This is a genomic window from Methyloversatilis discipulorum (genome assembly GCF_000527135.1).
In the GTDB taxonomy this organism is placed as follows: domain Bacteria; phylum Pseudomonadota; class Gammaproteobacteria; order Burkholderiales; family Rhodocyclaceae; genus Methyloversatilis; species Methyloversatilis discipulorum.
On the sequence record NZ_AZUP01000001.1, the window covers coordinates 246,184 to 266,069 of the forward strand.

Genomic DNA, 19,886 nt, shown 5'->3' on the forward strand with positions numbered 1-19,886 from the left:
CAATTACCGCTCTGCGGACGTTTTCGATGTTCAGCGGTCTGCCCGACAGCAGCCTCGAACCGGTTGCCAAGGTCGCGAACATGCGGCGTGTGCCGCGCGGCTCCATTGTCGTGCGTGCCGGTGACAAGACGGATTTCGTATATCTGGTGCTTTCCGGCAGTCTCAAGGTGCTGGTCAGCGACGAAGAGGGCCGCGAGGTCATCCTGTCGATGCTGGGCCCGGGCGAACTGTTCGGCGAAATGGGTGTGCTCGACGACAACCCGCGCTCCGCCACCGTAGTCACCGTGGTGCCGAGCGACCTCATCGTGATCGCCAAGAGCGATTTCAAGCGCGTGCTGCAGGAGAACTTCGAAGTGTCGATGTTCATCATGCGCAATCTGGTGGCCCGTCTGCGCACCGCCGACCGCAAGATCGAAAGCCTGGCGCTGATGGACGTGTATGGCCGTGTCGCCCGCCTGCTGCTCGAAATGGCGGACGACGTGAATGGCGAGAAGGTGGTGAACCGCAAGATTTCGAAGCAGGACATCGCAAAAATGATCGGCGCGTCGCGCGAAATGGTGTCGCGCGTGATGAAGGACCTGCACCTGCAGGGCCTGATCGAGGAAACCAACGGCAAGATCCTGCTGCGCGAGCGGCTCGAAACCGTCTGATTCCCGCGGCCCCGGTGGCTGCACACGATTGAGCACACGGGCCGCAGATGCGGCCCGTGTGCTTTTGCAGGCCGTCCGCCTGCGCGCCGGCTGACATCGTCATCCGCTTATATAATCCCGCTTTGTTTTTCCCGGCACCGCACCGTTTCCTCGTGGCGAAAGACGCTCAGCAACTTCCCCTTCCCGAACGCATCGCCGCCGTGCTGCACGAAGCACGCTGGCTCGTGCTGGCCGCGATCGCGCTCTACCTCGTCATGGTGCTCGGCGGTTACGATCGCGCCGACCCGGGCTGGTCGCACGCCTCGGTGGTCGAACAGCTGCACAACCCGGGCGGCCGTTTCGGCGCCTGGCTGTCCGATCTCGCGCTGTTCCTGTTCGGTCTGTCCGCCTGGTGGTGGGTCATCATGCTGGTCGGCGGTTGCGTCTGGCTGTCGCGCAGCGCCGACCGGCGCGAGGATCGCCGCCCGCTGTTCGTCGCGCTCGGCGGCTTCCTGCTGGTGCTGCTGGCGAGCTGCGCACTGGAAGCCATCCGCTTCCACAGCATGGGCGCCGAGTTGCCGGTCGGACCCGGTGGCATGGTGGGTATCGAGCTCGGACGCCTGATCAGCGGCGCTTTCGGTTTCACCGGCGGCACGCTGCTGCTGCTGGTGACCTTGGGTGTCGGCCTCAGCGCGATGACCGGTGTGACCTGGCTGCGTGCCGCCGAAACGGTCGGCCGTGCGCTCGAACTGGCGTGGTTCGCCAGCGTGAGCGCATGGGCGCGCTGGCGCGACCGCCGCATCGGCGAACAGGTGGCGGAACAGCGCGAGGCGGTGGTCGAGGCGGAGCGCCGCAAGCCGACGCGCCGGCGCGAACCGGTGCGCATCGAGGTACCCGAAGTCGAAGTGCAGAAGTCGGAGCGGGTCGAGAAGGAACGGCAGCAGACGCTGTTCGCCGACCTGCCGGGTTCGCTGCCGCCGCTGGCGCTGCTCGACGAAGCCAAGGCCGACATCGATCCGCCCAGTCCGGAGTCGCTGGAACTCATTTCGCGCCAGATCGAACGCAAGCTGGCCGACTTCAATGTCGAGGTGAAGGTGCTGGCCGCGTATCCCGGCCCCGTCATCACGCGCTACGAGATCGAGCCGGCGACCGGCGTGAAGGGCAGCCAGATCGTCAATCTGGTGAAAGACCTTGCGCGCGCGCTGTCGGTCATGAGCATCCGCGTGGTCGAGACGATTCCGGGCAAGAGCTGCATGGGCCTGGAAATTCCGAACACCCGGCGACAGATCGTGCGCCTGTCGGAAATCCTCGGTTCGGCGGTGTATCACGACATGGCCAGCCCGCTGACCATGGCGCTGGGCAAGGACATCGGCGGCCAGCCCATGGTGGCCGACCTTGCGCGCATGCCGCACGTGCTGGTCGCCGGTACCACCGGTTCCGGCAAGTCGGTGGCGATCAACGCGATGATCCTGTCGCTGCTGTACAAGGCCGATCCGAGCAAGGTGCGGCTCATCATGGTCGACCCGAAGATGCTGGAACTGTCGGTCTATGAAGGCATTCCGCATCTGCTGGCGCCGGTGGTGACCGATATGCGGCACGCCGCCAACGCGCTGAACTGGTGTGTCGGCGAGATGGACCGCCGCTACAAGCTCATGTCGGCGATGGGCGTGCGCAACCTCGCCGGCTACAACAGCAAGATCACCGACGCCGAGAAGGCAGGCACGCCGCTGACCAATCCGTTCTCGATCACGCCGGAGACGCCCGAGCCGCTGTCGACGATGCCGATGATCGTCGTCGTGATCGACGAACTGGCCGACCTGATGATGGTGGCCGGAAAGAAGATCGAGGAACTGATCGCCCGTCTGGCGCAGAAGGCGCGCGCGGCCGGCATCCACCTGATCCTGGCGACGCAGCGGCCGTCGGTCGATGTGATTACCGGCCTGATCAAGGCCAACGTACCGACGCGCATCGCCTTCCAGGTGTCGAGCAAGATCGATTCGCGCACTATCCTCGACCAGATGGGCGCCGAGGCGCTGCTGGGGCAGGGCGACATGCTCTACCTCGCACCGGGCACCGGCGTGCCGACGCGCGTGCATGGCGCTTTCGTCGCCGACGGCGAAGTGCACAAGGTGGTCGAGCACCTGAAGACCACCGGCGCGCCGGACTACGTCGAAGGCATCCTCAGTGGCACCGGTGACGACGAGGGCGGCGAACTGTCGCTCGACGGCGCAGGTGGTGGCGGTGCCGACGGCGAGTCGGACCCTTTGTACGACCAGGCGGTCGAAGTGGTTCTGAAGACCCGGCGGCCGTCGATTTCGCTGGTACAGCGTCATCTGCGCATCGGCTACAACCGCGCGGCGCGGCTGATCGAACAGATGGAACGTTCGGGTCTGGTGTCCCCGATGAACGCAACCGGCGGGCGCGAAGTGCTCGCACCCGCCCGCGAGGAATGACCATGATTTCACGTATCCGCAGCGGCATCGCCGCCGTCGCGCTGGCGCTGCCGCTGTCCGTCTTTGCCGGCGCGATCGACCAACTGCGCACCTTCGTCGAATCGACGCAGTCCGGCCGCGCCACCTTCGACCAGCAGGTGACCGCCAAGTCGGGCCGCAAGCCGCAGAACGCCAGCGGCACGATGGCCTTCTCGCGCCCGGGCAAGTTCCGCTGGACCTATGACAAGCCCTACTACCAGCTGCTGGTCGGTGACGGCGAAAAGCTGTGGGTGCATGACCGCGACCTGAACCAGGTGACGGTGAAGACGCTGGGTGACGCGCTGGCGTCGACGCCGGCCGCGCTGCTGGCCGGCCGCAACGAGCTCGAGAAGAATTTCGATCTCAGCGAAGGCGGCAGCGAGGACGGTCTGGACTGGGTCGACGCCAAGCCGAAGGCGAACGAAGGCGGTTTCGAAGCGGTGCGCATCGGTTTCAAGGACGGCCTGCTGCGCGGCATGGTGCTGCGCGACAGTTTCGGTCAGACCACGAAGCTGCGCTTCACCTCCTTCGAGCGCAACCCGGCCATCGATCCGGCGCAGTTCCGCTTCACGCCGCCGGCCGGTGCAGACGTCATCAGCGACGACCCGAAGAAGTGAAGCCGGGCCGCGAGTGATCCGCAGTGACTGACCTTTTCGGCATGCCGGACGAGCCGGCACCTCCGGCGCGTGCCGCGTCCGCGACCGAGGCTCGTGCCTCGGCCAACGCGCCGCTGGCCGAGCTGCTGCGTCCGAAAACGCCGGACGAGGTGATCGGCCAGCAGCACCTGCTCGGGCCGGGCAAGCCGTTGCGCCTCGCTTTCGAATCCGGCATCCCGCATTCGATGATCCTGTGGGGCCCGCCGGGCGTCGGCAAGACCACGCTGGCGCGGCTGATGGCCAACGCCTTCGACGCCGAGTTCACCGCGCTGTCGGCCGTGTTCTCCGGCGTCAAGGACATCCGCGAGGCGATGCAGCGTGCCGAGACGGTGGCCGCCAACACCGGGCGGCGCACCATCCTCTTCGTCGACGAGGTGCACCGCTTCAACAAGGCGCAGCAGGACGCCTTCCTGCCCTACGTCGAATCGGGTGTCGTCACCTTCATCGGCGCCACCACCGAGAACCCGAGTTTCGAGGTCAATTCGGCGCTGCTGTCGCGTGCCTCGGTCTACGTGCTGCAAAGCCTGACCGAGGACGAAATGGTGACGCTGTTCGAACGCGCCCGCGAAGCCGCGCTCGGCGGCCTGAATTTCGACGAGGACGCGCGTACGCGGCTGATCGGTTTCGCCGACGGCGACGCGCGCAAGCTGCTGAACCTGCTCGAACAGCTGGGCACGGCCGCGCGCACCGCCAAGGTCGATCCGGTCACCGCGGCCTTCGTCGACAGCACCCTGTCGCGCAATCTGCGCCGCTTTGACAAGGGCGGCGACGCTTATTACGACCAGATATCGGCGCTGCACAAGTCGGTACGCGGTTCCAATCCGGACGCGGCGCTGTACTGGTTCGTGCGCATGCTCGACGGCGGCGCCGATCCGCTCTACCTGGGCCGGCGCATCGTGCGCATGGCCGTCGAGGATATCGGCCTGGCCGATCCGCGCGCACTCGAAATTTCGCTGCAGGCCTGTCAGACCTACGAGCGCCTCGGATCACCCGAAGGCGAGCTGGCGCTGGCGCAGGCCGTCATCTTCCTCGCCTGCGCGGCCAAGTCGAACGCCGTGTACATGGCCTACAACGCGGCGCGCCGTTTCGTCGCCGAGGACGGCTCGCGACCGGTGCCGCTGCACCTGCGAAACGCGCCGACCAAGCTGATGAAGAACATGGGCTTCGGCGCCGAGTATCGCTACGCGCACGACGAAGAGGGCGGCTACGCGGCCGGCGAGCGCTACCTGCCGGATGGCATGCGCGACGTGCAGTGGTACCAGCCGACCGACCGCGGCATGGAAGCGAAGATTGCCGAGAAGCTGAACTGGCTGCGCGAACAAGACCGCAAGGCCCGCGGGGAGTGATCGAGGCGACCGCGCCGTCGCGGCCAAGGCCGCTCCCACAGGGATCGCGCCCAACCCGCGGCAGTAGCCGGGGTTCTTGGGAGAGATCGTGCCCGACCTGTGGCCGGAGCCGGATTTCTGTGGGAGGGGTCTTCTGACCCCGACAGCGGCGGTAGGAAATGCGCAGGGCCGGTTTCAGGCCCTGTCGGCGGCAATGGCGCAGTCCCGTGCCGAAGACTGTGGGAGCGAGCTTGCTCGCGATGCGGCCTTGATCGAAGCCTGCGGTCGACCGAGGCCGCATCGCGACCAGAGGTCGCTCCCACGAAAGCACTCCCACGCCGAGGCCGGAGCCGGGGTTTTGTGGGAGGGGTCTTCCGACCCCGACAGCGGCGGTGAAGCTCGGCGACGCGCTATTTCGCCCGCTTCAGCACTCCGATCGGCGGTGCCCAGCCTTCGCCCGGCGCCTTCTTGCTGGTGACCAGCGTGAGCTGGGCCGGCGCGAATACGTTGGCGTTGTGGGTGACCGGTGTCGTGATCAGGTACTGCGCGCGCGTGGCGCCAAGGAAGCGGCCGACGCGGTCGATGTTGGCGACGTCGAGGTGGGCGAAGGGTTCGTCGATGAATACGAAGCCGCCCGGTCGGGTGTCGTCCATCAGCAGCGCGATCAGCAGGATGAGCGACTTCATCACCTGCTGGCCGCCTGACGCTTCGCCGTCGTTGAGGCCGACCGCGCCCTTGCGGTCGAAGTCGAAGCTCACGTCCAGCCCGGCCTGGGCCAGCGACAGGTCGTCGTTGTCCAGATGCGGCGTCGGGCAGTCGACGCCGACGCCGGCCAGGTCGCCGAGGGCGCGCAGGTTCTTCGCGTACTGGCGCACCGTGGCGCGCAGCTTGGCGATGTAGGCCGAGCGCGCGTCGTCGGTCAGGCGGCGCGCGGTGGCGCAGTAACCCTGGCGGGCGGCGTAGTCCTGTTCGCGCTTGGTCAGATCGTCGCGCAGGCGTTCGCGCAGCGTCAGCGCCGACGGGTCGGTGATCCAGTCGCCGCGCGCCAGCAGTTCGCGCAGGCGGCCCAGTTCGCGCCGCGCGGCGCGGGCGTCGCCGTAACGTTCGGCAAGCTGCGCCAGTTCCTGCGGGTCCAGCCAGTGCGCCGGCATACCGCGACGACGCGCGCGCAGCTGCAGCAGGCGGCGCGCCTGTTCGCTGCGGCGCGGCGCCGACTCCTGGCTCAGTTCGCGCAGCCGGCGGCCGGTGTCGTCGATCTCGCGGCGGCGGCGGTCGGACTCCACCTCGATACCACGCAGGTTCTCGTTCAGCCGCTCGACTTCGCGGCGGGCGGCATCGCGTGCCGCTTCGGCGGCTGCGCTGCGTTCGCGTGCCGCAGGCTGGGCCTGCGCGGCGGCGGCGAATTCGGCGCTGCGTTCGGCCAGCAGCGTGGCCGACTGCAGGCCGAGCAGACGGGCGCGCAGTGCCTTCAGCCGTTCGCGCGCGGCGTCGAGCTGCGGACTCAGTTCGCGCCGCTGGTTGTCGAGCGCGGCGATGTCGGCGCCGAGCTGGGCGATACGCGCCTGGCGCGCCAGCTCGCCGAAGTGGAATTCGGCGGGCCGGCCGAGGTGGCGGGCGCCGCGGCGTTCCTTGTGATAGCCGTCGCGGGTGATCCATTCAGCGTCGCGCGGCAGGCTGCGCGCCGCTTCGGCGTCGTCGACGCGCTGCATGCGGTTCAGCAGGTCGCACAGCCAGCGTGGTACCGGGGCGGCGAAGCGCACCACTTCGGCCAGTGAACCGGCACGCGGCGCGGCCGCGGTTTCGCGTTCGCCGACGATGAAGTGGCGGAAGCGCGCGCGTTCGCCCAGTGCCCAGGCGGTGTGGCGGTCGTCCTCGCGCTCCAGCAGGATGAGGTGGCGGTAGGGCCGCAGCACCGCTTCGAGCGCCGCCTGCCAGGCGGTGTCGGTCACCTCGACCACGTCGGACAGCGCGCTGTGCGCGATGCCGGCTTCGTCCAGCGCGGCGCGGAATTCACTCACTTCGCGGTCGCTCGGTGCGCCGCGGCGTTCACGTGCGGCGCGCAGCGCTTCGGTCTTTTCTTCGAAGCGCAGCACCAGTGCGCGCTCGTCGGCGGCCAGCCGGGCGGCGGTCGATTCCGCCTCGGCGTGCTCGGCTTCCAGCGCCAGCGCGTCGGCGCCATGCTCGCTGGCGACGCGTTCGCGCAGCTTGCGCTCCTCGTCGAGCAGGCGCTCGATGTCGCGCAGCGCGTCATGCGCCGCCAGCTGTTCGGTCTCGGTGGCCTTCTCGGCTGCGCGTGCGGCATCCAGCGCCGACTTCGCGGCGTCGCGCTCGCCCTTCACCGATTCCAGCCGCGCCGACACGGCGTCGTGCTCGACGCGCAGCCTGCGCAGGTCTTCACGCAGCCGCGTCAGACCGCTGCGCTCGCCCTCGATGTCGCGACTCAGTTCGGCCACTTCCAGCCGCGGCACGATTTCGGCCTCCAGCGCGTGCGCTTCGTCCGAATGCTGTTTCCATTCGAGGTAGTTGTCGGCTTCCATGCGCTTGGCTTCGGCCTGGGTGCGCAGGCGGTCGAGATCGAGGCCGATGCTTTCCAGTTCGCGCTCGGCGCTCTTCTGTTCCTCGCGCGCGGCCTGGTAGTTGTCCAGCACCTCCTTGTCGCCGAACACGTCGAACACGAGGTCGAGCAGGGCACGCGGCGAGTATTCGCACAGCTTGTCGGTATCGCCCTGTTCGAGCGACAGCACCTTGGCGATGGCCGGCGTCAGGCCGCCCCAGGCGAGGCGGTTCTGGTAGTCGCGCAGGCCGGCCCAGTCGCTGCCGGCTTCCAGCTGTTCGATCGCCACATTGCCGTCGACGATGGCGTAGTCGCGCGTCCAGTCGCCGCCGGCGCGCTTGATGCGGCAGGCCAGCGTCACTTCGTCGTGGATGCAGGGGAAGAAGGGCCGCTTGCCGGTGCCGCCCGGCACGTTGGCCACCACCGCGCGTATCCAGGCGAAGTCGCGGTCGGCACGGCGGACGTAGCGGCGGAAGTCGCGCTTGCCGGAACAGCGCAGCGCGAACAGCGTGCGCAGCGCATCGAGCAGCGTGGTCTTGCCGGAGCCATTGGGGCCGACGATGGTGATGATCTGGGCGTCGAGCGGCAGCGTGAAGCGGCGCCAGAAATCCCAGTGCACCAGTTCGAGTTGCTTGATGTGGAACATGGTCGTGGATCGTCAGCGCGAGTGAAGGTGTCGTCGGAACGTGGTCGGCGTCATCATTCTTCGCCGTCCTCGGTGTCCTGCGCGTCCTGCGCCAGTTCGAAGGCGTTGGCCGCGGGCAGGCGGTGACCCGTCTCGGCCAGTACGTCGGCCAGCGTGCCGTGGATGACGCGGTCGGCCAGGATGCGGTAGTCGAGCAGCACGTCGAGCAGCGGGCCTTCGAGCACCTGGCCGCCGCGCCGCTCGATGAAGCCGAGGCGGGCCAGCTTGCCGAGCGCGAAATTGAGCTTGGTCTTACCGCCGAGACGGTTGCCGAAGTCGGCCGCCAGCGACGCTTCGGACAGCGCGCCCGATACCGCCTCGCCGTGCTCGACCGGCGTTTCGGCGCCGAACATGTCGTCCTGGCCGTCGTCGTGCAGGCTGCGGCGGTTCACCTGGCGCTCGCGCTTGGGCAGCACGATGAGCGCCCAGATCACCATCAGCCAGGCCAGTTCATCGCGCGTCAGACCGACGTTGGACGCCGCGTACTCGCGGCCCTGGCCGAACACCGGTTCGCGCATGTCCTCGGACAAACCGACCGCGATGTGCGCGGCATAGGGGTTGTCGAGCAATTGCAGGCCGACCGTGGCCAGCCGGTTGTCCAGCGCGTGGCGGAAGCTGTCGTCGACCAGCGCGCGCCGCGCCAGCACGTCGGAACGCGGGATCGAGCGGTGCGCCAGCAGGCGCGCGGTGAGGGTGCGCAGTTCTGTTTCCATCGTCACTCGCGTCGGGTCAGGGTTGGTTCGTCATCCGCGGCGCGACTTCGCCGACCGTAATGGCAGCGACATTCTCGTCGTCGACCGGCTGGATGTCTTCGCTGAAGCGCACGTCCACCGGCATGCGCAGGAAGTCGGCGATCGGGCCCTCGCCGGCTTCGCGCATGCCGTCGGCGTCGCTGTCGCGCAGCAGCGCCAGCAGCGACATGCGATAGGAGGCCTGGGCGAAGCTGCCGCCGGGTACCACGTCGGCAAGCCGCGACGGCGCGCCCAGCCGTTCGATGCGCTGGCCGAACAGTTCGAGCAGGCGCAGGTCTTCCATCTGCGGCGCCGGTGCGACCGGTGCTTCGTCCGGCGCCGGCAGCGCCGACGCGCCGGCTTCCGGCACCGGTTCGTTGGCGGCGGCCGGCTCGGCGCGGTCCAGCAGTTCGTGGCCGCCGGCCAGCAGCGTGAGGTCGGGGCAGGGCGTCAGCGCGTCGGCGCACAGGCCGGCCAGCGCCGCGGCGTCCAGCCCGCGCAGCCAGCTCGCCACATCGGACGACGAGATGCCGGAGCCGCCCAGCGTCACCCGCTGCGACTCGATCTTGTTCAGCGCGCGCTGGAAGGAGGCATCGACCCGCGCCAGCCGCGACTGCGCCAGACCGATGCGTTGCGCCAGACTGGCGCGCTCGAACGGGATGTCCTCGTCGGCCAGCAGTTCGCGCAGCAGCAGCGTGCCGCGGTCCAGCCAGCGCGCGTTGGCGGCGAGCCGGCGGCGCGCCGACAGAATGCGGAATTCGGAGCCGGAGGCGATGGCGTCCTCGAAGTGCAGCGTGAGGTCGTTCAGCTTGCCCAGCAACTGCTGCAGCGCTTCGCCGGTATCGCCATCGACCGCCTGCAGACCCGCGAGCTGGGCGGTCAGGAAGCCCAGCTCGACGTCCTCGTCGCCCGACAGTTCGAGCAGCATGGTGAGTGCGGCGCAGGCATTGCGGCCGACGTCGGACAGCAGGTACTGGCCATCGGCGATCAGCAGCAGCGCGTGGTCGCGCAGCCGGCGCAGCACGGTTTCCAGCTTGACCGGGTCGATGAAGGCGAAGCGCGCGCGCAGCGCGTCCGGCGACCAGCGCGGCATGTCGGCGGTGCGGCCGATCTCGCCCAGCACCATCACGCGCATCAGCACTTCGGCTTCGGAGCCGTGGAACAGCGTGGTAAAGGCGGCCAGCATCGGACGCGCGCGCAGCAGGCGGTCGAGTTCGGGCACTTCGTCGGCATCGACGCCGGCGGCGAGGAAGTCGGTGAAGCCGGCAGCGTTGTCGATGCTCACTTGTACAGCTCCAGTGCGGCGATGCGCGCGTCGATGTCGGCCAGCACCGCGTTGTAGGCGGGCGCGCCGACGCCGCCGAAGCGGCGCTGGAACACCGCTTCCGGCATGAATTCGGCGAGGCCGGCGATCGACGGCAGCAGGTCTTCGGTCGCCGGATCGCCAGCGAGCACGCGGACGACAGCGTCATCGCCGGCGGCGATGCGTTCGCCGAGACGGGTGCCGGCGCGGTCGGCCAGCAGGTCGGTGAAGGAGAAGCCGCTGCCGCCGCGCGCGTCGCGCACTTCCTTCGACAGGCCGATGGCGTTCGCCCACTGCGCGCCGGCGTGGGCGGCGATCAGCGCCGAGCCGACGAAGTGCTGCGCCAGATCCTCGCGGCCGTGCAGCGTCAGCACCTGACGCGGAACCGGCGGCCAGTCGGCGGCGGCCGGTATCAGCATGGCCGGCGAGCGGCCATTCACGTGCAGCGCGAGTGCGAGCAGGGCCGAGCGTTGTTCGGCGACGGTGTCGCCGCCGCGCGTCTGCGCCAGTGCGAACAGTCGCTGCAGCACCTGCGGCAGGCTGTCGGCTTCGTGTGCTGCGCCGCCTTCGCGCAGCGCGAGTACGGCCGTGCGCAATTCGGCGTGATAGGCGGCCAGCCGTTCCGCTTCGCCGGCCGGCAGCAGCGCGCGCATGCCCTCGGCGGCCACCTGCCTGCTCAGCGCGTAGTCGATGCGCAGCCCGTCACGCGAGATGCGTGCACCTTGCACGACCTCGGACAGCAGTGCCGGATCGCCGCCATAGCCAAACTGGCGCAGCAGCCAGGGCAGGGCGGCGGCGAAGGCCTTGCGCGCGATCGGGGCCGGCAGCGACAGGCTGCCGATCTGCAGTCCGTCCAGTCGCGGCTCGCCGTCGGCGATGACGACGGGGGCGTCGATATTGAGCCAGAGCGCGCCGGGCAAGGCGGTGGCGGTACGCAGATTCATCTGGCCGTCGACGCTGACCGCCTGCGCCCGCGTGCCCGGCAGCCGCTTCGCCGCGATCTGCAGCAGGGCCTGCACTTCGTCGGTCGCCAGCTCGATGCTGCGGCGCTCGCCGTCGCGCAGCCGGCGCGGGTCCAGTTCGCCCAGCCGCTTGGCGGCGCGCTCGGCCGAACGGGCGGAAATGACCGCCTGCGCGTCGGTGATCGACGGTGCGCTGTCGAGCGCCGCCCACAGTGCGAGCAACAGGGTGGCGACGCTCAGCGCGACGCCGAACATCACGGCGCGCAGCAGGAAACGCACCGTCAGACGCCCTGTTTCAGGCTGGCCTGGATGAAGCCGTCGAGGTCGCCGTCGAGCACCGACTGCGTGTTGCCGACTTCGTGATTGGTGCGCAGGTCCTTGATGCGGCTCTGGTCCAGCACGTAGGAACGGATCTGATGACCCCAGCCGATGTCGCTCTTCGTGTCTTCGAGCGCCTGCTGTGCCGCCTGGCGCTTGCGCAGTTCGGCTTCGTACAGACGCGACTTCAGCATGGCCATCGCCTCGGCGCGGTTCTTGTGCTGCGAACGGTCGTTCTGGCACTGCACGACGATGCCGGTCGGCACGTGCGTGATGCGGATGGCAGAGTCGGTCTTGTTGATGTGCTGACCGCCGGCGCCGGAGGCGCGGAAGGTGTCGACGCGCAGATCGGCCGGGTTGATGTCGACCTCGATCGAATCATCGACTTCCGGGTACACGAACACGCTGGAAAAGCTGGTGTGGCGACGCGCGCCGGAATCGAAGGGGCTCTTGCGCACCAGCCGGTGGATGCCGGTTTCGGTGCGCAGCGTGCCGTAGGCGTATTCGGCGCTGATCTTCAGCGTGGCGCTCTTGATGCCGGCGACTTCGCCTTCGGACTCTTCCAGTACCTCGACGCCGAAACCCTTGCGCTCGCAGTACTTCACGTACATGCGCAGCAGCATCGACGCCCAGTCCTGCGCTTCGGTGCCGCCGGCACCGGCCTGGATTTCGAGGAAGCAGTTGCTCGGGTCCTGCGGGTTGTTGAACATGCGGCGGAATTCGAGCCCGGCGACATCGGCTTCGATCTTTTCCTTGTCCGCCTCGATGGCGACCACGGTATCCTCGTCCGCTTCTTCGCGGGCGAGTTCGAACAGATCACTCGTGTCGGCCAGCCGGGCGTCGATCGATTCCAGCGTGCGCACGACCGCTTCCAGTCCGTGCTTTTCCTTGCCCAGTTCCTGCGCGCGTGCGGTGTCGTTCCAGACCGTCGGGTCTTCGAGTGCGCGTTCTACTTCTTCGAGCCGCGATGCCTTGGCATCGTAGTCAAAGATACCTCCGCAGTTCGCCGGCCCGCGATTGCAGGTCGGTCAGGTGATTGGCGATGGCGTTGAGGCGTTCTGCTTCCATGGTAGGTACCGGCCGAATTGCGTAAAACCCGGCATTGTACCGTTGCCGGTGCCCGGGATGTTTTCCCTTGTCCCGATCGGGCGGCTGCTACACCTTGTGAGGGAGGATTTCCCGTGCCGCGGCCGTGGCCATTCAGTAACCGATTCGCGGAAATCCTGAACCGGATGACGCGTTCCGCTCTCTATACTGAGACGCTGCCGGTTCGGCACACGACAAGAAAACGACGGAGGATTCCCCATGCAGTTCAAATCCGCGATGCGCGGCCTGATTTCGGCCGCACTGTTCTCGATGATGGCCGGCGCGGGCCTGGTGCAGGCGGCCGGCACCGCCTACGTGAGCAATCAGGACGGCGGCATTTCCATCATCGATCTGGCGAAAATGGAAGTCACCGGCGAATACGAGGTGGGCGGCAAGGTGCCGCGCGGCCTGGGCGTCACCGATGACGGCAAGACGCTGGTCGTCGCCGTGCGCGAAACCGGCGACATCGCACTGATCGACACCGCCAGCGGCAAGGTGACCAAGCGGGTCAAGATCGGCAAGAACCCGGAATTCGTGCGGGTGCGCGGCAATATGGCCTTCGTATCCTTCGAACCCACCTCGAAGCTGGGCCCGCCGCCCAAGCCGGGCGCGGAAAAGAAGGATGACGACAAGAAGGAGGGCGGCAAGGAAGGCGCCCATGGTCACGACGACGATGACGACGATGACAGGGAACCGGCCAAGGTCGCGGTGATCGACCTGAAGAAGGGCAAGGTGATCCGCAACATCGTCGGCGGCCCGGAAACCGAAGGCATCGAATTCACCGCCGATGGCAAGCGTCTGGTGGTGACCAACGAGGCCGACAACACGCTCACGTTGCACGATATCAAGACCGGCAAGATGCTGAAGAAGGTCGAGGTCGAGAAGCACGGTGCCCGCCCGCGCGGCATCAAGCTGTCGCCGGATGGCAAGACCTTCATCGCGACGCTGGAATTCGGCAACAACTTCCTCGTGCTCGACGACAAGCTGAACCCGGTCAAGACGGTCGCCACCGGCCAGACGCCGTACGGCGTGGCTTTCGACGCCAAGGGCGAGCGCCTGTTCGTCGCCACCGCCCGCGCCAAGGCGCTCGAAGTGTTCGACGCGAAGACCTTCACCAAGATCAAGGACATTCCGCTGAACGCCGAGCGCTGCTGGCACTTCACCTTCACGCCGGACGAGAAGCAGATCCTCGTGGCCTGCGGCCGTTCGGACGCGGTGGTGATCATTGATGCACAGAAGCTCGAAGTCACCGGCAAGATCGAGGACAAGAAGCTGCCCTGGGGCGTCGTGACCTATCCGCGAGCGATGGGCAGCCTCGACCAGAATTGATCCATCTCATTCGTATCGTTGTCCTGGGCCCGCCGCAAGGCGGGTTCTTTTTTTGCGCTGCATTGTCCCGAAGCTGAAATACGCCGCGCGCAGACTGCCGGTGTCAATCTTCATGTCATGGTGCTTGCGTGGACGAGCGCAGCATGCTTCTGCCGGATCGGCGGCGACTGGCCTGGGCCGAATACGGTGATCCGTTCGGCTATCCGGTCATCCTGTGCCACGGCGTTCCCGGTTCGCGCCGGCAGGTGCCGCCCTTCGATGCGCTCACCAGCGAGCGGCACGCGCGCCTCATCGTGCCCGACCGTGCTGGCTACGGCCTGTCCGACAGCGCGCCCGGCTGGGGCCTGGCGCAATGGCGGCAGGACGTCGGCGCGCTGGTCGATCATCTGAAGCTGGGCGATTTCGCGGTCGGCGGCGTGTCCGGCGGTGCGCCCTTCGCGTGCGCGCTGGTGGCGGAGTTCGGCGAACGGGTGTCGCGACTGGTGCTGGTCAGCGGCGTGGCGCCCGGCTACGGCGCGTCGGCGGATGCATTGAAACTGCATCCTTTCGAAGCGGTGATGGTCCGCCTCGCGGTGCGCGCACCCCGCCTCGCCAGACTGCTGATCGAGCCGCTGGCCGTCGTTGCCGCGCTGTGGCCCAGGACCTACCTGTCGGCCATGTGCCGGCTGGTCAGCGAAGCAGACCGCGCCGAACTGGCGCGCGCGGACATCCACGACATGTTCTTCGATGACCTGCCGAGCGCCGCCCGTCAGGGCGCGGCGGCCATCGTCCGCGATCTGGCGATCGCCGCATCCGACTGGCAGCTCGCATTGCAGGACTACCCCGGTACGGTCGAGATCGTGCAGGGCTGCGACGACCATATCGTGCCGGCCGACTGCGCCAGCCGGCTCGCCTTCCTGTTTCCGCAGGCCAGCGTGCGGCTGCTGGCGGGCGAGGGACACTTCTTCGTATTCAGCCGCTGGAGCGAAATTCTTGCCGCGCTGATGGCCCGGCGCTGGCGCCACGAACAGGCGGTGCAGATGCCGCTGCCGCACACGCCGGTGCCGTCGTCACCCCGCTGAAACATTCGACTGCAAGAATCCGCGCCGGTTGTTGCAAAGTGTTGCAGCAGCCGACGCGTCTGTTGCGGCACCGGACAGGCTTCATTCGAACGACGGCCACAAGGCTGCTTCCATCCCGGTTTCTACATGACAGATCCGCTCGCGCAGGATCAGATCGACGTACAGCTATTGCTGTTTACGATCGAAACCTCGATCCGGGTCGTCAAGCGCTTCCAGTTCTTTCTCTGGGCGCAGGGTTCGCTGCAGACCTTCCTGCCCCACGAAACGCTGCTCTGCGCCTGCGGCGACATCGAGCGCGGTGACTATCGCGCCTCGGTGTTCTCGCGCTCGGTGCTGTCACCGGAGTACGAGTCACGTTTGATCGATCCGGCGTCCGGGCTGATGGCGCGCCTGCTCGACGACTGGCGCGCTGGCGCGCGCGAGCCGCTGGCTTACGGCGGTGGCGTGCGCGGCCGCAGCGGTGCCGCCGCACTGCGCACGCTCGGGTTGCAGCACGCGCTGGCGCATGGTTGTCGCGAGGCGCGCGGCGAACAGTCGACCTTCTTCGCGCTGCTCGGCATGCCCGATGCGCCGACCGATCAGGACGCCCGCCGCATCGAACTGCTGATGCCCAATCTGCACCTGGCGCTGCTGCGCATCACCGAATTCGAGCGGCGCGAGGGCGCCGAGCGCGCGAACGGCCGCTACAACTCGCCGCTCACGCTGAGCGCACGCGAACTGCAGGTGCTCGACTGGGTGCGCGAAGGCAAGACCAATCATGAGATCGGGCAGATCCTCGACATCAGTCCGCTCACCGTGAAAAACCATATCCAGAAGATCCTGCGCAAGCTCGACGTGACCAACCGCGCGCAGGCCGTGGCGCGGCTGGCTGCGCTGCGTGCGCACGAAGCAGGCCGGGATCTGGCGGGAGAATCATGATGAATACCTTGAAGATGGCAGTCTGCGCGCTGCTGGCATGCGCCGGCGTCGCCGGCGCACAGGAGTTGCCTCCGGAGTGGCAGGGCGTGATCGCCGAACCTGCGCGCCCGCGCGCAGCGGTGCCCACTACCGCGATCGAGTACGCCGACATGCGCCGCACTGGCGACGACGCCGGCCCGCGCGATTACCGCAGTGCCGACTACGCGATGCTGTCGGCGGCCCGTCGCGGCGACTGGGCGGCCGTCAATCGTCTGCTCAAGTCCGGTGCCGCCGCCAATGTGCGCGATGTGTGGGGCGACAGCGTGCTGGCGCGCGCCGCCGCCGCCGGCGAGACCGAAACCGTGCGCGCGCTGATCACCGCCGGTGCCCATGTCGACCGCAAGGGCGCCTCGGGTTTCACGCCGCTCGGTGCCGCCGCGCTGGCCGGCCATCACAAGGTGGTCGCGCTGCTGCTGCGCGCCGGTGCCGACGTCGACGCAAAGAGTGCCAACGGCCACGTACCGCTGATCGATGCAGTGATGCTCGACCGTGACGAGGTGGTGGCCGAACTGGTGCGCGCGCGTCCGGACTGGCTGTTCTACGAACGCGAACTGGGCCGTCACGCGCTGTCGCTGGCCGCTTCGCTGGGCCACGTACGCGTGCTTGACCAGTTGCTGGCCGCCGGCTTCGACCCCAATCTGCCGGACCGCGCCGGCTTCAGCGCGCTGTACTGGGCGGTGTTCCGCAAACAGCGTCTGGCGGTGGCCCACCTGCTGGCGTCGGGCGCCGACCCGGGGGCGATGTCGACCGAGATCTACGACTAGACCGTGTAAGCGGCCCTGGCCGCGACAGGGCCGTCGCAGTCCGCGGCTTCGATCCAGGTTGCTGTCGGGGTCAGAAGACCCCTCCCACAGAATCCCGGCCCATGCTCAGGTCGTGGATCGGGCGCACCGTCCCTGTGGGAGCGGCCTTGGCCGCGACAGGGCCGCTGCAGTCAGCAGGCTTCGATACAGGCTGCTGTCGGAGTCAGAAGACCCCTCCCACAGAAACCCGGCCCTGCCTTTGGCAGCGGAGCGGGCGCGTCCCCTGTGGGTGCGGCCTCTGGCCGCGATACGGCTCGACGCAGGACCGCTGCACGCATCGACTTGCGGAGCACAGTGCCCGTCTTTCGCGACACCGGCGCGCCGGAACGGGCACAGGCCGCGCACGCCCGCCGCCCGGCCTTGGCTGGCGGGGGTTCCGGGGCGGGTGGTACCATTGAGCGCTTTTTCCCGCGTCCGCCGCTACCGGTTCCCAAGGTTCGAATACATGGTGTCATCCAATCAGGTGGCTGAACACGTCCGTTCGGTGCACGCCATCATCAGCCGCCCGCAGCGCCCGTCCGGCCATGAACTGGTGGCCCGCTCGTGGCTGCGCTGCTTCCATGAACTGGGCCTCGATCCCGCCGCCGAAGACGCGCCGCCGCCGTTGGCGCCGCAGGCCTGGCGCGAGCGCGGCGACAAGCTGGGCGAGGTGATGGACAGCGCGGTGCCGGAGATGCAGACGCTGCACCGCCAGCTCGACGATCCCAATTCCGCGCTGGTGCTGGCCGATGCCGAAGGCGTCATCGTCAGCATCGTGCGCCACCCAGGTTTCGCCCGCGAAGCGTCGCTGCGCGGTCTGGTCGAAGGTGCGCGCTGGAGCGAGGACATCCAGGGCACCAACGGCATCGGTACCGTGCTGGCCGAGCGCCACTCGCTGGTCATTTCGCGCGAGGAACATTTCTTCGCCCGCCATACCGACATGGTGTGCGCTGCCGCGCCGATCTACGACGGCGTCGGCGAAGTCGCCGCCGTGCTGGCGGTCTGCTCGCTTGCACCCGGCGGCGCCCGCGCGCTGCGGGCGCTGGTCGAGCGCTCGGCCCGGGTGATCGAACACCGCGCCTTCCGTTCGCGCCACGCCACCGACTACATCATCCGCTTCCATGCCCACGCCGGTCGTGTGCTGACCGCGGTCGACGGCATGCTGGCGCTGACGCCGGAAGGCGAGGTGATCGAAGCCAACCACACCGCCTTCGAGCTGCTGTCACCGGAGGGCGAGGCGCTGCTCGGGCGCGAAGTGACCGAGTTCTTCGGCCAGTCGTTGCCTGAACTGCTGTCGCGCACCTTCCGCTCGGGTTTCCATCCGCTGACGCTGTCGATGCCGCAGCACCAGACCTGGCACCTGCTGGCGCAGCAGCCGGCGCGCAACCGCGCCCAGGCCGGCACCCGCGGCACCGACTCGGCATCGGCCGCGCAGGCGCTGGCCGAACTCGACCTCGGCGACCTGCGCATGGCCGGCAACGTGCACAGCGCGATGCGCATTCTCGACCGCGACATTCCGCTGCTCATTTCCGGCGAGACCGGTACCGGCAAGGAAGTGTTCGCGCGCGCCTTCCACGCGTCGAGCCAGCGCGCGCGCGGGCCTTTCGTCGCGATCAACTGCGCCTCGCTGCCGGAAGCGCTGATCGAATCCGAACTGTTCGGCTACAAGCAGGGCGCATTCACCGGCGCCAACCGCGACGGCCGTCGCGGCAAGGTGCTGCAGGCGGATGGCGGCACGCTTTTCCTCGACGAGATCGGCGACATGCCGCTGCAGTTGCAGGCGCGCCTGCTGCGCGTGCTCGAAGAGCGCAAGGTGACGCCGCTGGGCGGCGAGAACGCGGTGCCGGTCGATCTGCAGCTGGTGTGCGCGACGCACCGTGACCTGCGCGCCATGGTGCGCGAGGGCAGCTTCCGCGAAGACCTGTACTACCGCCTGCGCGGCATGGAAGTGACGCTGCCGGCGCTGCGCGACCGCACCGACCGCCGCGCGCTGATCGAGCGCTGTCTGAGCGAGGAAAGCGCCGGCCGGCATCCGCCGATCCGTCTGGGTCAGGCGGCGATGCAGGTGCTGGACCGCTTCCGCTGGCCGGGCAACATCCGCCAGATGCGTTACGTGCTGCGCACGCTGGTCGCCTTGTGCGATGGCCCGGAGATCACGCTGCGCGACATGCCGTCGGAACTGATGGATGCGCCGGAGCCGATGCCCGCCGTCGCACCGGCCGCCCACCCGACCGACACGGCGGGCGAGCCCGTGCATTCGACGCCGAGCAACCTCAATCCGCTGCAGTCGGCCGAGCGCGACGCGCTGCTGTCCGAGCTGCGCCGCCACCGCTGGAACATCGCCGGACTGGCGCGCGAACTCGGCGTCAGCCGCAACACCGTCTACCGCAAGATGAAACGTCTGGACATCGACACCGACACGCAGGCCGGCGATGGCTACTGATCCGCGCCTGAACGACATCCCGGACGAAGCCGAGGTCCTGCCGGATGCGCGCATCGCCTGGGGGCTCACCGGTTCCGGCCACTTCCTGAAGGAGTCGCTGGAGTTCGCCGACACGCTCGACCGCATCGACCTCTTCATGTCGCGTGCCGGCGAGGAAGTGCTGAACATGTACGGCTACCCGCTGGCCGACATGAAGAAGCGCTACCGCATCTTCCGCGACAGCACGGCCAGCGCCGCGCCGGTCGGGCTGTTCTACCAGGGGCAGTACCACACGGTGGTGATCGCCCCGGCCACCTCGAACACCGTGGCCAAGTGCGCACTCGGCATTTCCGACACGCTGGTCACCAACATCTTCGCCCAGGCCGGCAAGCTGCGCATTCCCATCATCGTGTTCGCCTGCGACAACGAGCCGGTGGTGATCACCGAATCGCCGAGCGAATGGGTGACGCTGTACCCGCGCTCGATCGACCTCGAGCACACCGGGCGCCTGGCTGGTTTCGAAGGCGTCACCGTGGTGAAGAGCGTCGAGGAACTGCAGAGCGCGCTCAGGCAGAGACTTGCGGCGGTCGGTCGTTGATCGCGCGATCGACGACC

15 protein-coding genes are annotated in these 19,886 nt (G+C 68.1%); 10 read left to right on the forward strand and 5 right to left on the reverse strand.

All coding sequences use genetic code 11. The features are described from left to right. The first annotated feature begins 26 nt into the window (after window positions 1–26). The 4 genes from METFAM1_RS0101125 (at window position 27) to METFAM1_RS0101140 (ending at window position 5,102) form a co-directional block, all read left to right on the forward strand. Complete coding sequence (locus METFAM1_RS0101125; RefSeq protein WP_019917642.1) at window positions 27–650, forward strand: Crp/Fnr family transcriptional regulator; 624 nt, start codon at window positions 27–29, stop codon at window positions 648–650. Window positions 651–850: 200 nt separating this feature from the next. Beyond that, on the forward strand, window positions 851–3,082 hold the full coding sequence (locus tag METFAM1_RS0101130; RefSeq protein ID WP_024300355.1) for a DNA translocase FtsK: 2,232 nt from the start codon (window positions 851–853) through the stop codon (window positions 3,080–3,082). Beyond that, complete coding sequence (gene lolA / locus METFAM1_RS0101135; protein ID WP_019917644.1) at window positions 3,079–3,717, forward strand: outer membrane lipoprotein periplasmic chaperone LolA; 639 nt, start codon at window positions 3,079–3,081, stop codon at window positions 3,715–3,717. The genes METFAM1_RS0101130 and lolA overlap by 4 nt, the downstream gene beginning before the upstream one ends. Window positions 3,718–3,758: 41 nt before the next feature. Continuing rightward, entirely contained in the window at window positions 3,759–5,102 is a 1,344-nt protein-coding gene (locus METFAM1_RS0101140) for a replication-associated recombination protein A (RefSeq protein WP_019917645.1), read from the forward strand. A 389-nt stretch (window positions 5,103–5,491) separates the two neighbouring features. On the opposite strand, the gene METFAM1_RS0101145 is transcribed toward METFAM1_RS0101140, so the two are convergent. From METFAM1_RS0101145 to prfB, 5 genes are all read right to left on the reverse strand, one after another. After that, the gene (locus METFAM1_RS0101145) at window positions 5,492–8,281 is read right to left on the reverse strand and encodes an AAA family ATPase (RefSeq protein ID WP_019917646.1); all 2,790 of its coding nucleotides are present in this window, start codon (window positions 8,279–8,281) and stop codon (window positions 5,492–5,494) included. A 53-nt stretch (window positions 8,282–8,334) separates the two neighbouring features. Next, window positions 8,335–9,033, reverse strand: a complete 699-nt coding sequence (locus tag METFAM1_RS0101150) for a hypothetical protein (RefSeq protein WP_019917647.1) — start codon at window positions 9,031–9,033, stop codon at window positions 8,335–8,337. 16 nt (window positions 9,034–9,049) lie between these two features. Then, a complete protein-coding gene (locus METFAM1_RS0101155; RefSeq protein ID WP_019917648.1) occupies window positions 9,050–10,336 on the reverse strand; it encodes a hypothetical protein in 1,287 nt (428 codons plus the stop codon). Next, the gene (locus METFAM1_RS0101160; RefSeq protein WP_019917649.1) at window positions 10,333–11,595 is read right to left on the reverse strand and encodes a YfiM family lipoprotein; all 1,263 of its coding nucleotides are present in this window, start codon (window positions 11,593–11,595) and stop codon (window positions 10,333–10,335) included. The genes METFAM1_RS0101155 and METFAM1_RS0101160 overlap by 4 nt, the downstream gene beginning before the upstream one ends. A 2-nt stretch (window positions 11,596–11,597) precedes the next feature. Beyond that, a protein-coding gene (gene prfB / locus METFAM1_RS0101165; protein WP_157256650.1) for a peptide chain release factor 2 occupies window positions 11,598–12,702 on the reverse strand; the annotation gives its coding sequence in 2 pieces (ribosomal slippage) (window positions 11,598–12,620 and window positions 12,622–12,702; 1,104 coding nt in all). A gap of 237 nt (window positions 12,703–12,939) precedes the next feature. Between prfB and METFAM1_RS0101175 the strand changes: the two genes are divergently transcribed. The 6 genes from METFAM1_RS0101175 to METFAM1_RS0101200 all read left to right on the forward strand — a co-directional run bounded on the left by METFAM1_RS0101175 (window position 12,940) and on the right by METFAM1_RS0101200 (window position 19,869). Then, window positions 12,940–14,049: a YVTN family beta-propeller repeat protein gene (locus tag METFAM1_RS0101175; protein ID WP_019917652.1), complete on the forward strand. Its 1,110-nt coding sequence runs from the start codon at window positions 12,940–12,942 to the stop codon at window positions 14,047–14,049. A 143-nt stretch (window positions 14,050–14,192) separates the two neighbouring features. Further along, window positions 14,193–15,110 carry an alpha/beta fold hydrolase gene (locus METFAM1_RS0101180; RefSeq protein WP_036271621.1) on the forward strand — a complete coding sequence of 306 codons (918 nt, stop codon included), beginning with the start codon at window positions 14,193–14,195 and terminating at the stop codon, window positions 15,108–15,110. A 126-nt stretch (window positions 15,111–15,236) separates the two neighbouring features. Continuing rightward, window positions 15,237–16,028 (forward strand): XrtB/PEP-CTERM-associated transcriptional regulator EpsA, encoded by a 792-nt coding sequence (gene epsA / locus METFAM1_RS0101185; RefSeq protein ID WP_019917654.1) that lies wholly within the window; start codon window positions 15,237–15,239, stop codon window positions 16,026–16,028. After that, a complete protein-coding gene (locus tag METFAM1_RS0101190; protein WP_232419615.1) occupies window positions 16,025–16,831 on the forward strand; it encodes an ankyrin repeat domain-containing protein in 807 nt (268 codons plus the stop codon). Before epsA ends, METFAM1_RS0101190 begins: the two co-directional genes overlap by 4 nt. Window positions 16,832–17,315: 484 nt before the next feature. Then, window positions 17,316–19,292, forward strand: coding sequence for a sigma-54-dependent Fis family transcriptional regulator (locus METFAM1_RS0101195; protein ID WP_019917656.1), 1,977 nt, complete (start codon window positions 17,316–17,318; stop codon window positions 19,290–19,292). Beyond that, window positions 19,282–19,869 (forward strand): flavoprotein, encoded by a 588-nt coding sequence (locus METFAM1_RS0101200; protein WP_019917657.1) that lies wholly within the window; start codon window positions 19,282–19,284, stop codon window positions 19,867–19,869. Before METFAM1_RS0101195 ends, METFAM1_RS0101200 begins: the two co-directional genes overlap by 11 nt. The last annotated feature ends 17 nt before the right edge of the window (window positions 19,870–19,886 follow it).